Here is a 14,036-nt window from a genome sequence, read left to right on the forward strand (position 1 = left end):
CAACCGGGTGATCCCGTTGGGGGGCGGGGGGCTCCCGCGGGGGTGACGGGGGGACAGGCCCCCCATCCCGTGGGGGCCCGGGGGGGGTGTCGGAGGGGGCCCACGGCCGTTTTACAGAGGTAACCCTTAGCTGCCTGCAGGAATAGATACTGCTAGCGTGCAGTTGCGCATTGATTGCAATAGCAGTGAGCACGCCGAGGGGACCGACTGACGCATGGCCATCTACACGCTTCCCGAGCTGCCGTACGACTACGCGGCGCTCGAGCCGGTGATCAACCCGCAGATCATCGAGCTGCACCACGACAAGCACCACGCGGCGTACGTCGCCGGCGCCAACACCACGCTGGAGCAGCTGGCGGAGGCGCGCGAGAAGGAGAACTGGGGTGCGCTGAACGGCCTGGAGAAGAACCTGGCCTTCCACCTCTCCGGTCACATCCTGCACAGCATCTACTGGCACAACATGGCCAGCCCGAAGACCGGTGAGGGCGGCGGCGAGCCGACGGCCGCGGACGGTGTGGGCGACCTCGCGGACGCGATCACCGAGTCCTTCGGCTCCTTCGCCACGTTCAAGAAGCAGCTCACCTTCGCGTCCTCCGCGACGCAGGGCTCCGGCTGGGGCGTGCTCGCGTACGAGCCCGTCAGCGGCCGTCTGGTCGTCGAGCAGGTCTACGACCACCAGGGCAACATCGGCGTCGCCAGCACCCCGATCCTGGTCTTCGACGCCTGGGAGCACGCCTTCTACCTGCAGTACAAGAACCAGAAGGTGGACTTCATCGAGGCGATGTGGAACGTCGTCAACTGGCAGGACGTCGCCAGGCGCTACGCCGACGCCAAGGCCAACACCCCGCTGCTGATCCCCGTCAAGGGCTGAGCGGCACCCGTGGACCCGTCCGCCTCGTGATCGTCTTCTCACCCTTCACCGGCGGGCGTGTGTAACGGAAGGCCCCCGCGAGGACATGACTCGCGGGGGCCTTCTGTCGTCCTGCTCCGGTCGGCTACTCGAAGCTGGGCGCCGCCGTGCGGGTGCGCTTGATCTCGTAGAAGCCGGGGGTGGAGGCGACCAGCAGGGTGCCGTCCCACAGCCGGGCCGCGGCCTCGCCGCGCGGGATCGGGGTGACGACCGGGCCGAAGAAGGCCACCTCGGCGCCGTCCGCGCCGGGCACGGAGATCACCGGGGTGCCGACGTCCTCGCCGACGCGCGAGATCCCGTCCTTGTGCGAGGCGCGCAGCTCGACGTCGTAGTCCGCCGAGTCCGCGAAGTCGATCAGCTCCGCCGGCAGGCCGACCTCGGCCAGGGCCTCGGCGATCACCTCGGGGGTGATGCCCCGGCCGTCGTTGTGGATGCGGGTGCCGAGCGCGGTGTACAGCTTGCCGACGGCCTCGTCGCCGTGCTTCTGCTGGGCGGCGGTGACCACCCGGACCGGGCCCCAGGCCGTGGCCATCATCTCGCGGTAGTGCTCCGGCAGCTCGTCCAGCCGGTGCTCGTTCAGCACGGCGAGGCTCATCACGTGCCAGCGCACCTCGACGTCACGGACCTGCTCGACCTCCAGCATCCAGCGGGACGTCATCCAGGCCCAGGGGCACAGCGGGTCGAACCAGAAGTCGACAGGGGTCTTCTCGCGCACCTGGATGTCCGACATGTCTCTCCTCTACACACGGCTTCACGGGGGTCTGCTCCGGTCACGTCCGTGAACGCCAACCGGCATCGGGCCCGCCGCATTCCCCATGGGAGGATGCGGCAGAAGCCCAGTGATCACGCACGAAGGAGTGCCGGTGCCCGCAGAGAATCTGTCCCGCGACGAAGCCCGTGAGCGGGCCGAGCTGCTGTCGGTCGACGGGTACGAGGTCGTCCTCGACCTGAGGTCCGCGGTCGACGAGGCCGAACCGGCCGAGGGCCCGCGCACCTTCCGGTCGGTGACCACGATCCGCTTCCGGGCCGCCGTACCCGGCGCCGCCACCTTCGCCGACCTGATCGCCCCGTCGGTCAACGCGGTCACCCTCAACGGCCACGCCCTGGACCCGGCCGAGGTCTTCGACGGCGCGCGGATCGCGCTGGCGGACCTGGCGAGCGAGAACGTCCTGGTCGTCGACGCGAACTGCGCCTACAGCCGCACCGGCGAGGGCATGCACCGCTTCGTCGACCCCGAGGACGGCGAGGTCTACCTCTACACCCAGTACGAGCCGGCCGACGCCCGCCGCGTCTACGCCAACTTCGAGCAGCCCGACCTCAAGGCCCCCTACCGCTTCGAGGTGGCCGCGCCCGAGGGCTGGCAGGTGTGGAGCAACGGCGCGGAGACGTCCCGTGAGGGCGGGGTGTGGCACTTCGCCGAGACGGCGCCCATCTCGACGTACATCACCTGCGTGGTCGCCGGTCCGTACCACTACGTGACCGACACCTACACGCGCGGGGACCTGACCATCCCGCTGGGCGCGATGTGCCGCAAGGGGCTGGCCAAGCACTTCGACGCCGACGACGTGTTCCTCGTCACCAAGCAGGGGTTCGACTTCTTCCACGAGCACTTCGACTACCCGTACCCGTTCGGGAAGTACGACCAGGCGTTCGTGCCGGAGTACAACCTCGGCGCGATGGAGAACCCGGGGCTGGTGACCTTCCGCGAGGAGTACATCTTCCGCGGGAAGGTCACCAAGGCCTCCTACGAGCGCCGCGCGAACGTGATCCTGCACGAGATGGCCCACATGTGGTTCGGCGACCTCGTCACCATGAAGTGGTGGGACGACCTGTGGCTCAAGGAGTCCTTCGCGGACTTCATGGGCACGTTCTCGCTGGTCGAGGCGACCCGCTTCGACAACGCCTGGATCACCTTCGCCAACAACCGCAAGGCCTGGGCCTACCGCGCCGACCAGCTGCCCTCCACGCACCCGATCACGGCCGACATCCGTGACCTGGAGGACGCCAAGCTGAACTTCGACGGGATCACCTACGCCAAGGGCGCCTCGGTGCTCAAGCAGCTGGTGGCGTACGTGGGGCGGGACGCGTTCCTGGAGGGCGCGCGCCGCTACTTCAAGGCCCACGCGTACGGCAACACCACGCTCGACGACCTGCTGTCGGTGCTGGGCGAGGTCTCCGGCCGCGACATGGCCGGATGGTCGCGGGCGTGGCTGCAGACGGCGGGCGTGAACGCGCTGACGCCGGTGGTGACGTACGACGCGGCCGGCCGGATCACCGAGCTGGCCGTGCTCCAGGAGGGCGACGAGCTGCGTCCGCACCGGGTCGGGGTGGGCCTGTACCGGCTGGACGTCGACGGCTCGCTGGTGCGCTACGCGCGGGCCGAGGCGGACGTGGCGGGCACCCGTACCGTCGTGGCGGAGCTGGCCGGGGCCGAGCGTCCGGACCTGGTCCTGGTCAACGACGAGGACCTGACGTACTGCAAGATCCGCTTCGACGAGGGCTCGCTGGATACGCTGCGCCGGCACCTGGGCGACATCACCGACCCGCTGGCGCGGGCGCTGTGCTGGTCGGCGCTGTGGAACCTGACCCGTGACGGGCTGATGCCGGCCCGTGACTTCCTCTCGCTGGTGCTGGCCTTCGCGGGCCGCGAGTCGGACGTGGGCGTGCTCCAGATGCTGCACAGCCAGGCGCTGTCGGCGGTCACCCACTACGCCGCGCCGGAGCGGCGCGAGCAGAGCGGCCGGGACCTGGCCGCGGGCGCGCTGCACGAGCTGCGGCTGGCCGACCCGGGCTCGGAGCACCAGCTGACGTGGGCGCGCTTCTTCGCGGCGTGCGCGGCGACGGAGGGCGACTTCCAGCTGCTGCTGGGGCTGCTGGAGGGCTCGGCGCGGATCGACGGGCTGGAGGTGGACCAGGAGCTGCGCTGGGACTTCCTGCTGCCGCTGGCCGCGCACGGCGCGGTCGACGAGGCCGTGCTGGACGCCGAACTGGCCCGTGACGACACCGCCTCGGGCAAGCGGCACCAGGTGCGCTGCCTGGCGGCCCGTCCCTCGGAGGCGGTCAAGGCGCAGGCCTGGGCGGCGGTCGTGGAGTCGGACGCGCTGTCCAACGCGCTGGTGGAGGCCACCATCGCGGGTATGCAGCAGCCGTCGCAGCGGGCTCTGCTGGCGCCGTTCACGCAGCCGTACTTCGCGGTGATCGAGCGGCTGTGGAGCGAGCGGTCGATCCAGATCGCCATGGACGTGGTGAAGGGGCTGTACCCCCTGCTCCAGGACGGCGGGACGACCCTGGCCGCGACGGACGCCTGGCTCGCCGAGCACGAGCAGGCGGCGCCCGCGCTGCGCCGCCTGGTCGTGGAGTCCCGCGACGACCTCGCCCGGGCGCTGCGCGCCCAGGCCTGCGACGCGGCCGCGGGCTGAGTCCGGGCCGGGAGGGGCCCCGCGGTGCGGGGCCCCTCCTCGCCGAGGGCAGCGGCGGCAGCGATGGCGCACCGCCCATCGGCAGTCGAACGGCAGTACTTTAGTGCGGGGTTGTCCGGGTTTGGCGACGGGCGTGTAACAGTGGTTAGGGGGCCGGGGGCGGGCGGGAATCTCCAGCGCATGAACCACAACACCCCCCTCCCCCTCCGCCACCTCACCGGCGCCGGCGCCCGTCCCCGCGTGCTGACCCTCGCCCAGCTGCGCGAGCACGGCGTCACCGCCGCCGATGCCGCCGAGCGGCCCTGGCAGCAGATCCTGCCCGGGGTCTTCCTGCTCCACGCGGGTCCCGCCACCAGCGAGGAGCGGCTGCACGCCGCCCTGCTGTACGCCGCGCGGCGCGGCGGGGAGGCGATGATCACCGGGCTGGCGGCGCTCGCGCTGTACCGGTTCAGCTCCGCGCCCCCGCTGCTGGCGCTCCAGTACATCGACGTCCTCGTGCCGAGCACCCGGCGGCTGCGGCCGGCGGGCTGCGTACGCCTGGTGCGGGCGACGACGCCGCCCCGGCCGGTGGAGGTGACCGGGCTGCCGGTGGCGCCCGTGGCCCGGGCGGTGGCCGACGCCGTCGCCCAGCTCGGCGACGCGGGCACGGTACGCCGGCTGCTGAGCGAGGCCGTACGCGCCGGGCATTGCGAACCGGGCGCCTTGGTACGCGAGTTGACGGTGGCGCGGCTGCTGAACCGGCCGCACGTCGTCGACGCCGTGGACTCCCTGCTCGCCGAGGGGCGGGCCATGGCCGAGGACCGCCTGTACGCCCTCGTGCGCGACCACCGGCTGCCGGACCCGGTCTGGAACGTGGACCTCCGGGTGCCCGGCGGCCCCCACCTCGGCAGCGTGGACGCCTACTGGCCCGACCACGCCGTCGCCGTCGAGATCGACACCCGCGCCCCGCGGCAGGGCGAGGACGACCAGTGGTCGGAGTGCGTGCGCAAGCGCGAGAACCTGGAGCGCCTCGGCGTGACCGTCCTGCACCTCACCCCGCGCAAGCTGCGCGACCACGCCGAGCAGCAGGCCGCGGTCGTCCGCACGGCGCTGACGGCGGCCGGCGACCGCGACCCGGCGGCCTACCTCGTGGTGCTGCCGAGGTGAGGGTTGGCCGGGGAGTATTCCGGCGCGCTCCAGCGCAGCCGCCCCGGGTGGCGGCCCTCCACGACGGAGGCGATCTCGAAGACCACCGTGCGGGAGCCGTCGGCGCCGAAGTCGGTCCGGGCCCGGCCGCTGAGCTGGAGGACCGTGCCCGTCTCCCAGTCCGGGAAGAGCAGTCCGGCGCGCGGATCGGCGGCGAGGTTGCCCAGGGTGAGGAACATGTTGTTGCCCGGGTAGTCGGGCCAGGCCAGCTCGCGCGGCGAACGCACCTCGACGAAGCCCGGGTTGCCGCCGCGGTGGCTGGCGTCGACCCCGTCCGCCGCCGTGGTGGCGACGAAGAAGGTGTCGGCCGCGCGGACGGCCCGCTCCTGGCCGGGGGTGAGCGCTCCCCCGCGCCGCACGACCCCGGGCCCCTGCGGCAGTACCTCCAGCGGCTGCCGTTTCTGCAAGTACTTCGGACAGTTGGCGAATACCTGCTCTGCGCGGACGGCGAAACGGCCGGCGACCGGATCCGCCGCGAGCGTGCCGTTCAGCCGCATCCGGCGGCGGGTACGCGGGTCGAGCGCGAGGGTCCCGACCGCGGTACCGTCCGTGGCCAGTGCCCCGGCGAGCGGATCGCCGGCCGGCACGCCGCCCTCGACCGTGACGCGGTGCGGGCCGCGCGCCCGCACGAAGCCCGGCGGGCCCGTCAGCAGTGACGCCCACAGTCGGCCGGCGGCGTCGGCGGCGCCGACGACCAGGAACGGCTGCTGGGCGAGGAAGACCGCGGCGACGTCCTTGATGCCGGGTCCGATGGAGCGTCCGACGTGGTCGGCGAGCTCACGGACCCCGAGCCGGTCCTGGAGCTCCCGCGCCCCCGGGTGGTAGGCGGTGTCCATGGTGGTGTGCATGACGGTCACGTCCTAGAAGAAACCGCAGGTCGGAGCATCGGCCACGGGGACGGGGGCCTCGTCGGCGCCGAGGGGCGCGGAGATCTCCAGCCGGGTGCCGTCCGGGTCGTGGAAGAAGATGCCGCCGGACGCCCCGCCCGCCCCGTGGGCGACCAGGCCCTCGTACGCGAATTCCACGCCGACCGCGCGCAGCCGCTGCTCGTACGCGCGGACCTCCTCGACGGTGCCCGCCGACAGCGCCAGGTGGTGCAGACCGGCGGCGGCCGGGGCGTAGGGCCCGTCGGCCTGTTCCCACAGGGTCAGGGCGAGCTCGCCGGACAGGCCGAGGAAGGCGAAGCGGCGGCCGTCCTCCTTGCCCTCGCCGAGTACGTCGAAGCCGAGGGCCTCCCGGTAGAAGCCGAGCGAGCGGGCCAGGTCGGTGACGTTGAGGCCCACGTGGCCGGTGCGCAGTGCGCTGACGGCGGTCGTCATGGCGGATCCCTTTCCCCTGAGCCCTCACGGCTCCTCGATATTCTCTAACCTTCTAAATCGAAGTTACTGGTTAGGCATGAGGATGTCAACCAGTCACGTAGTCTTGAAGGGTTAGTCGACGCGCACGGAGGACGAAGATGACGGCGACGGATCCGCGCCCGCTCACCGGGGAGCCGGTCTCCCTGGACCTGCTGAACACCCGCTGGATGCAGGACGGCGAGCCGCAGGACCTCTTCGCCGGGGCCGCCGGGCTCACCCGCGTCGAGGGCCTCGCCCTCTGGCTGCGGTCCAACGCCCTGGACGACCGGTTCCGGGCCGACGCCGCGACCCTGGTCCACCTGCTGACCGCGCGCGAGGCGATCGCCCGCGCGGTCGCCGATCCCGCCGACGCCGGGGCCCTGGCGCTGCTGGACGGCGTACTGGAGCACGGCCGCATCCGACTCACGGTGGGGGCGGACGGACAGGGCGAGCGGGCCGAGTTCACCGACCGGACCTGGGGGCCGGCCTGGACGGCCGTGCGCGAGCACCTCGGGCTGCTGGCCGCCGGGCCGGACCGGATCCGGCGCTGCGCGTCCGAGGCGTGCGTCCTGCACTTCTACGACACCTCGCGCAACGGCACCCGGCGCTGGTGCTCGATGGCCGCCTGCGGAAACCGGGCGAAGGCCTCCCGCCACTACGCGCGCACGCGCGAGCGCTGACCGATCGGTATCTGTCACACCTGTCCCACGGGATCATCCCGCCATATGGCTGACACAAGGCCTGTAGGTCGATAAATCGACTCATCAGCACCCCGAGGTCGTCCGGGTCTGTCCCGGTACGACCGTCCTGGCGTATACACCGCGGTGGCGAGAGTCCGCCATGAGGTGAACCGTTCTCCGGCAACCCTCCCCAAACAGCGGTCACTTGCGCAAAGCTGACCGGTCATCCGGCACCGAATTCCGGACCCTTTCTTCCACTTACAGGGATGCTGATGACCCTCGAATCCCCCAGCTCCATATCCGGAGCCAGACGCGTGGCCCGCGTCGCGGCGGCCGCGGGCCTGGTCGCCGCGCTCGCGGCCACCGGCGCCGCACCCGTTCTCGCGGCGGGAACCGCCGAGACCCCGGGCGCGTCCGCACCGGTCAAGTCGGCCGACAAGAAGCTCGGTTCTGCCGATGCCGAGCTCCTCCAGGAGGCCGAGGCCAAGGGCGAGAAGACCGTCACCGTGATGGTCGCCACCGCCCCCGGCCAGACCGAGCAGGTGGCCCAGCAGCTGGACGCCGTCCAGGGCGCCTCGGTCGGCAAGACGTACGACGACCTCGGTTACGTCCGCGCCACCCTGCCCACCGACAAGGCGAAGGACGCCCTCAAGGCGGCCGCCAAGCTCGACTCGGTGCACGGCATGGACCTGCGCCACGAGATCCAGCTGCCCGACCCGCGTCCGGACTCCGACCGCGAGACGGGGACGGTGAAGAAGACGGCCGCCGAGAGCTTCGCGGCGCCGGACAAGAACACCCCCGCGAAGAACCCGTACAACCCGTCCTTCGAGACGGGCGCGGTCGACTTCGTGAAGGGCAACCCGCAGGCCGACGGCCGCGGCGTGACCATCGGCGTCCTGGACTCCGGCGTCGACCTCGGCCACCCGGCCCTGCAGACGACCAGCACCGGCGAGCGCAAGATCGTCGACTGGGTCACCGCGACCGACCCGATCACCGACTCCGACGCCACCTGGCGTCCGCAGGTGACCCCGGTCAGCGGCACCGAGTTCACCGCCGGCGGCCGCAGCTGGAAGGCCCCCGCGGGCTCGTTCCAGTGGAGCCGCTTCAGCGAGTCGATCACCGCGACCGGCGACATGGCCGGTGACGTCAACCGCGACGGCGACAAGACCGACCAGTTCGGCCTGCTGTACGACGCGGCGGCCGGCACGGTGCGCGTCGACACCGACCAGGACGGCGACTTCACCAACAACGAGCCGATGAAGCCGTACAAGGACGGCTTCCAGATCGGCTACTTCGGCACGGACGACCCGGCGACCGAGGTCGCCGAGCGCATCCCGTTCGTGATCGAGATCCGCAAGGACGTCCCGATGGACCCGTTCGGCGGGGACTGGGTCGGCAAGAAGGCCGACTTCGTCAACGTCGGCATCATCGAGTCCGAGCACGGCACGCACGTCGCCGGCATCACCGCCGCCAACAGCCTCTTCGGCGGCCAGATGAACGGCGCGGCGCCCGGCGCGAAGGTCGTCTCCTCGCGCGCCTGCTCCTGGTCGGGCGGCTGCACCAACGTCGCGCTGACCGAGGGCATGATCGACCTCGTCGTCAACCGCGGCGTGGACATCGTCAACATGTCCATCGGCGGCCTGCCGGCGCTGAACGACGGCAACAACGCGCGCGCCGAGCTCTACACCAACCTGATCGACAAGTACGGCGTCCAGCTGGTGATCTCCGCGGGCAACTCCGGCCCCGGCCTGAACACCATCGGCGACCCCAGCCTCGCGGACAAGGTCATCTCCGTGGGTGCCGCGGTCTCCAAGGAGACCTGGGCCGCCAACTACGGCTCCGGCGTGAGCGCGCCGTACAACATGTTCCCGTTCTCCTCGCGCGGCCCGCGTGAGGACGGCGGCATGACGCCGACCATCACCGGTCCCGGCGCGTCCATCAACACCATCCAGACGTGGCTGCCCGGCGCGCCCGTGAAGGAGGCCGGCTACAGCCTCCCGGCCGGTTACGGCATGCTCCAGGGCACCTCGATGTCCGCCCCGCAGGTGGCCGGCGCCAGCGCGCTGCTCATCTCGGCCGCCAAGCAGCAGGGCATCAAGCTCACCCCGGCGAGCCTGCGCACCGCGCTGACCAGCACCGCGAAGAAGATCGACAACGTGCCGGCGCACGCCCAGGGCGCGGGTCTGATCGACATCGTCGGCGCGTGGGAGTCCATCCAGCGCGGCGCCTCCGCCAACGACTACACGGTCAAGGCCCCGGTCGACACCGCGCTCGACCAGTTCCTGAAGACCCCGGGCTCCGGCACCGGCGTCTACGACCGCGAGGGCGGCCTGAAGGTCGGCCAGAAGAAGACGTACGACGTCGTGGTCACCCGCACCACCGGCGTGAAGTACGGCACCCGCCACAACCTGAGCCTGCGCCACAACGACGGCACGTTCAAGATCCTCGGCGGCTACGACTACGCCACGCTGCCGCTGAACAAGCCGGTCACCATCAAGATCGAGGCCAAGGCGAAGACGGCCGGCGTGCACAGCGCCATCCTGGAGCTGGACGACGAGTCCACCGAGGGCGTCGACAAGCAGATCCTCTCCACGGTCGTCGTCTCGGCCCCGCTGGTGAAGCCGTCGTTCGGCTTCTCGGACTCCTCCTCCGTACAGCGCAACACCCACAAGTCGTACTTCGTGACCGTCCCGCCGGGCGCCAAGGCGCTCGAGGTCAGCCTGAGCGGCCTCGCGGCCGGCGCGCAGACCCGCTTCATCTCGATCCACCCCTACGGTGTGGCCGTCGAGAACACGGCGACGACGATGTGCTACCCGAACTACGACAACCCGGCCAACACCTGCCGCCCGGACCTGCGTTCGTACGCGAACCCGCAGCCCGGCGTCTGGGAGATCGAGGTCGAGGCGCGCCGTACCTCCCCGGTGCTCGACAACCCGTTCAAGCTGGACGTCTCCCTCCTCGGCGCGGCGTTCGACCCGGCGGTCAAGGTCCTGCCCGAGGTGAAGCAGGGCACCCCGGCGCCGGTCCAGTGGACCGTGAAGAACGAGGCCGCGGGCATCACCGGCGGCAAGCTCAAGGGCGGCGCGCTCGGCTCGGCGAAGGTGGCCAAGCCGACCATCGCCGACGGTGAGACCCACACCAGCACCGTCACCATCGGCGCGGGCGCCTCCCGCCTCGACGTCGCCATCGGCAAGGTCTCCGACGCGGGCGCCGACCTCGACCTCGAGGTCTACAAGGACGGCGTGAAGGTCGCCTCCTCCGCGGACGGCGACTCCGAGGAGGCCGTGAGCATCGCCAACCCGGCCGCCGGTACCTACACCGTCAAGGTGATCGGCTACGCGGTCCCGGCCGGCAGCACCACGTACGACTACCGCGACGTGTTCTTCTCCACGGCGCTCGGCTCGGTCCAGGTGGACGAGGCGGCCGCGGTGAACCTCGCGAGCGGTGCCTCGGCGAACGTCTCGGCGAACGTGCTGGTCACCAGCGCCGCCCCCGAGGGCCGTCAGTTCTTCGGCGAGGTGCAGCTGCTCAGCGGCCGCGGCACCGCCGCGGGCACCGGCAGCGTGCAGATCGAGAAGGTCACCCCGTAACGGTGTGCTGACCGCATGAGGAAGGGGCCGGTGCTCGACGGCGAGCACCGGCCCCTTTCTGTTCCCCCGGCGTGGGGCCTACTTGCCCAGGGAGCTCAGATCCTGCGCGTAGGTGCCGACCGCGTGCGCGATGACGTCCACGTTGGTGTCGAAGACCGAGAGGTCGAGGTTCTTCAGGTCGTCGCCCGCGCCATGGTAGTTGGGGTCGTACGGGGCGCCGGCCGTGCCGCCGTAGCGCTTCGCCTGCTCCGGCGTCTTGATGCCCTCGGCGCCGGTGAAGGTGCCGCCGGCCGGGATGCCGCCGGCGATGAACGGGCCGTAGTCGGAGCGGCCGTCGAAGTCACTGCCCTCGTGGGGCTTGCCCTTCCTGTCGAGGAAACCGTTGATCAGCGCCTCGATCTGCGCCGAGCCGGCCGGTCCGGCGCCCGCGCCGGTCTTGTCCGAGTCGTCGCCGTCGTAGACGAACTGCGCCGGGTTCGGCGAGGCGATCATGTCGAAGTTCAGGTAGAGCGCGATGTTCTTCTTCTGCTGTTCGGACAGCTGCGCGACGTAGTGCTCGGAGCCCAGCAGGCCCAGCTCCTCCGCCGACCACCAGGCGAAGCGCACCTTGTTCGCCGGACCCTTGCCCTTCTTGTTGGCGCCCTCGTCCGCGAGCTTCAGGGCCACCTCCAGCAGCCCGGCCGAGCCGGAGCCGTTGTCGTTGATGCCCGGGCCCTCGGCGACCGAGTCGAGGTGGGCTCCGACGGTGACCACGCGGTCGGCGCGGCCGCCCCTCGTCTCGGCGATCACGTTGCGGGTGGTCTTCCTGATGTGCTCCTGGTCGAGGTCCAGGCGTACCTTCACCTCGCCCTTCGCGGCGGCCGCGGCGAGCGCCTCGCCGTCGGCGAGGCTGATGCCCGCGCTCGGGATCAGGCCGTCGGCGGGGCCGGAGAAGCCGCCGCGCACCGGGGTGGTGCCGCTGTGGTTGTAGACGATCACGCCGAGCGCGCCGGCCGCGGCGGCGGCGTTCTGCTTCTCCACGAAGGTGCAGGAGCCCCGCTTGACCAGGGCGATCCTGCCCGTGAAGGCGCCCGCCGGGTAGTCGGCCGCGTCGCAGCCGGGGGTGTCGTCCACGCGGGCGAGGGCGATCGGGGCGGTCAGGCCGCCGGCCGGAGTGGAGCGGGTGAAGGTGAAGGCGGCGGTGGCCAGCTCGCGCCCGGCGCCGCCGCCCTCGCCCGGCACCGTGGTCCGCTCGGTCCTCGTCTTCGCCTCGAAGATGTCGAAGTCCTGGTAGGAGACCTGGTAGCCGGCCTTCTTCAGGGTGTCGTGGACGTACGCGGCGGAGGCGGCGTGGCCGGGGGTGCCGGCGGCCCGGTTGCCGCCGTTGGCGTCGGCTATCTGCTGGAACTTCACCAGGTGGCGGTAGGCGGAGCGGCCGGAGGCCTCCTCGACGAGCTCTTTGGCGAGCCGGTCGGCGTGCCGGTCCGAGGGGCGGGTGTGGGCGGTGGCCGGGGCGGCGGCCAGCAGGACGGGCGCCAGGGTGGCGGCGGTGGCGGTGGCGGCGAGGGCCGCGATGGTCCGGCGGCGGTGGCGGTGGGCGCGCACGGTGGATCTCCCCGATTCGGTCGTGGTCGTCGGCCATCGGCAGTCCGATGGCCGAGACGCCATGTCCGGAGTCCGAACACGGCAGAATCGGACCGTAACCGGCTCCCACCTGCGAAAACGCCCGTTCTGGGGCGATGCAACACGCCCGCCACACACTCGTCACACCCGTACACACTCCGGCCATCGTCCGTTCCTCGGACAATGGATTGGACAAGTCGCCCGGGGTCGAACGCATGATGGCTTCACGCGCGCCCGCGTCGTACGAGGAAGAAGGAGTCACCGTGAGGGTCGGAATCGTCGGAGCCACCGGTCAGGTCGGCGGAGTCATGCGCAGCATCCTGGCCGAGCGGAAGTTCCCGGTCGCCGAGCTGCGGCTGTTCGCCTCGGCCCGCTCCGCGGGCTCCACCCTGGAGTGGGAGGGCCGGGAGATCACCATCGAGGACGCCTCGACGGCCGACTACTCCGGCCTCGACATCGTGCTGTTCTCCGCCGGTGGCGCCACCTCCAAGGCCCTGGCCGAGAAGGTCGCCTCGCAGGGCGCCGTCGTGATCGACAACTCCTCCGCCTGGCGCCGCGACCCCGAGGTCCCCCTCGTCGTCTCCGAGGTCAACCCGCACGCGATCAAGAACCGTCCCAAGGGCATCATCGCCAACCCGAACTGCACCACCATGGCCGCCATGCCGGTGCTGCGCCCCCTGCACGAGGAGGCCGGGCTGACCGCGCTTGTCGCCACCACCTACCAGGCCGTCTCCGGCTCCGGCCTGGCGGGCGTCGCCGAGCTCAAGGGCCAGGCCTGCGCGGTCTCCGAGGCCGCCGACCAGCTGACCTTCGACGGCGGGGCGATCGACTTCCCCGAGCCGCAGGTCTACAAGCGGCCGATCGCGTACAACGTGGTCCCGCTCGCGGGCAACCTGGTCGACGACGGCACCTTCGAGACGGACGAGGAGCAGAAGCTCCGCAACGAGTCCCGCAAGATCCTGGAGATCCCGGAGCTCAAGGTCTCGGGCACCTGCGTGCGCGTGCCGGTCTTCTCCGGCCACTCCCTCCAGGTCAACGCCCGCTTCGACCGCCCGATCAGCGTCGAGCGCGCCTACGAGCTGCTGGCCGGCGCCCCGGGCGTCGAGCTCTCCGAGATCCCGACCCCCCTCCAGGCGGCCGGCAAGGACGCCTCGTACGTGGGCCGCATCCGCGTGGACGAGACCGTCGACAACGGCCTCGCGCTCTTCCTCTCCAACGACAACCTGCGCAAGGGCGCGGCCCTGAACGCGGTGCAGATCGCGGAGCTGGTGGCCGAGGAACTCCAGCAGGGCTGACCCGCCCGGACGTCTGAG

At 71.4% G+C, this 14,036-nt stretch carries 10 protein-coding genes; 6 read left to right on the plus strand and 4 right to left on the minus strand.

The features are described 5' to 3' along the window. The first annotated feature begins 214 nt into the window (after window positions 1-214). The gene (locus tag ACZ6KO_RS11695) at window positions 215-871 is read left to right on the plus strand and encodes a superoxide dismutase (RefSeq protein WP_469303183.1); all 657 of its coding nucleotides are present in this window, start codon (window positions 215-217) and stop codon (window positions 869-871) included. A 124-nt stretch (window positions 872-995) separates the two neighbouring features. Here ACZ6KO_RS11695 and ACZ6KO_RS11700 read toward each other — a convergent pair whose 3' ends face one another. Continuing rightward, window positions 996-1,640, minus strand: coding sequence for a mycothiol-dependent nitroreductase Rv2466c family protein (locus tag ACZ6KO_RS11700; RefSeq protein WP_469303185.1), 645 nt, complete (start codon window positions 1,638-1,640; stop codon window positions 996-998). A gap of 133 nt (window positions 1,641-1,773) precedes the next feature. Here ACZ6KO_RS11700 and pepN point away from each other — a divergent pair, with 133 nt between their 5' ends. Then, window positions 1,774-4,329, plus strand: coding sequence for an aminopeptidase N (gene pepN, locus ACZ6KO_RS11705; RefSeq protein WP_469303187.1), 2,556 nt, complete (start codon window positions 1,774-1,776; stop codon window positions 4,327-4,329). Between the two features lie 180 nt (window positions 4,330-4,509). Then, the gene (locus ACZ6KO_RS11710; protein ID WP_469303189.1) at window positions 4,510-5,475 is read left to right on the plus strand and encodes a hypothetical protein; all 966 of its coding nucleotides are present in this window, start codon (window positions 4,510-4,512) and stop codon (window positions 5,473-5,475) included. On the opposite strand, the gene ACZ6KO_RS11715 is transcribed toward ACZ6KO_RS11710, so the two are convergent. After that, on the minus strand, window positions 5,451-6,362 hold the full coding sequence (locus ACZ6KO_RS11715; RefSeq protein WP_469303881.1) for a pyridoxamine 5'-phosphate oxidase family protein: 912 nt from the start codon (window positions 6,360-6,362) through the stop codon (window positions 5,451-5,453). The two genes, ACZ6KO_RS11710 and ACZ6KO_RS11715, sit on opposite strands and share 25 nt — an antisense overlap. A gap of 12 nt (window positions 6,363-6,374) precedes the next feature. Beyond that, complete coding sequence (locus ACZ6KO_RS11720; protein ID WP_469303191.1) at window positions 6,375-6,833, minus strand: VOC family protein; 459 nt, start codon at window positions 6,831-6,833, stop codon at window positions 6,375-6,377. Window positions 6,834-6,970: 137 nt separating this feature from the next. Here ACZ6KO_RS11720 and ACZ6KO_RS11725 point away from each other — a divergent pair, with 137 nt between their 5' ends. Beyond that, window positions 6,971-7,531, plus strand: coding sequence for a CGNR zinc finger domain-containing protein (locus tag ACZ6KO_RS11725; RefSeq protein WP_469303194.1), 561 nt, complete (start codon window positions 6,971-6,973; stop codon window positions 7,529-7,531). Between the two features lie 272 nt (window positions 7,532-7,803). Next, window positions 7,804-11,121, plus strand: a complete 3,318-nt coding sequence (locus tag ACZ6KO_RS11730; RefSeq protein ID WP_469303197.1) for a S8 family serine peptidase — start codon at window positions 7,804-7,806, stop codon at window positions 11,119-11,121. A gap of 78 nt (window positions 11,122-11,199) precedes the next feature. Here ACZ6KO_RS11730 and ACZ6KO_RS11735 read toward each other — a convergent pair whose 3' ends face one another. Next, the gene (locus ACZ6KO_RS11735; protein ID WP_469303200.1) at window positions 11,200-12,705 is read right to left on the minus strand and encodes a M28 family peptidase; all 1,506 of its coding nucleotides are present in this window, start codon (window positions 12,703-12,705) and stop codon (window positions 11,200-11,202) included. A 281-nt stretch (window positions 12,706-12,986) separates the two neighbouring features. Here ACZ6KO_RS11735 and ACZ6KO_RS11740 point away from each other — a divergent pair, with 281 nt between their 5' ends. Beyond that, a complete protein-coding gene (locus ACZ6KO_RS11740) occupies window positions 12,987-14,018 on the plus strand; it encodes an aspartate-semialdehyde dehydrogenase (protein ID WP_469303202.1) in 1,032 nt (343 codons plus the stop codon). Window positions 14,019-14,036: the final 18 nt, after the last annotated feature.

This window comes from Streptomyces sp. NPDC042102 (assembly GCF_055582305.1).

Bases quoted from the DNA above. Each gene is read 5' to 3' on its own strand.
- ACZ6KO_RS11695 (WP_469303183.1), top strand. From the start codon at position 215: ATGGCCATCTACACGCTTCCCGAGCTGCCGTACGACTACGCGGCGCTC.
- ACZ6KO_RS11700 (WP_469303185.1), bottom strand. From the start codon at position 1,640: ATGTCGGACATCCAGGTGCGCGAGAAGACCCCTGTCGACTTCTGGTTC.
- ACZ6KO_RS11710 (WP_469303189.1), top strand. From the start codon at position 4,510: ATGAACCACAACACCCCCCTCCCCCTCCGCCACCTCACCGGCGCCGGC.
- ACZ6KO_RS11715 (WP_469303881.1), bottom strand. From the start codon at position 6,362: ATGCACACCACCATGGACACCGCCTACCACCCGGGGGCGCGGGAGCTC.
- ACZ6KO_RS11720 (WP_469303191.1), bottom strand. From the start codon at position 6,833: ATGACGACCGCCGTCAGCGCACTGCGCACCGGCCACGTGGGCCTCAAC.
- ACZ6KO_RS11725 (WP_469303194.1), top strand. From the start codon at position 6,971: ATGACGGCGACGGATCCGCGCCCGCTCACCGGGGAGCCGGTCTCCCTG.
- ACZ6KO_RS11730 (WP_469303197.1), top strand. From the start codon at position 7,804: ATGACCCTCGAATCCCCCAGCTCCATATCCGGAGCCAGACGCGTGGCC.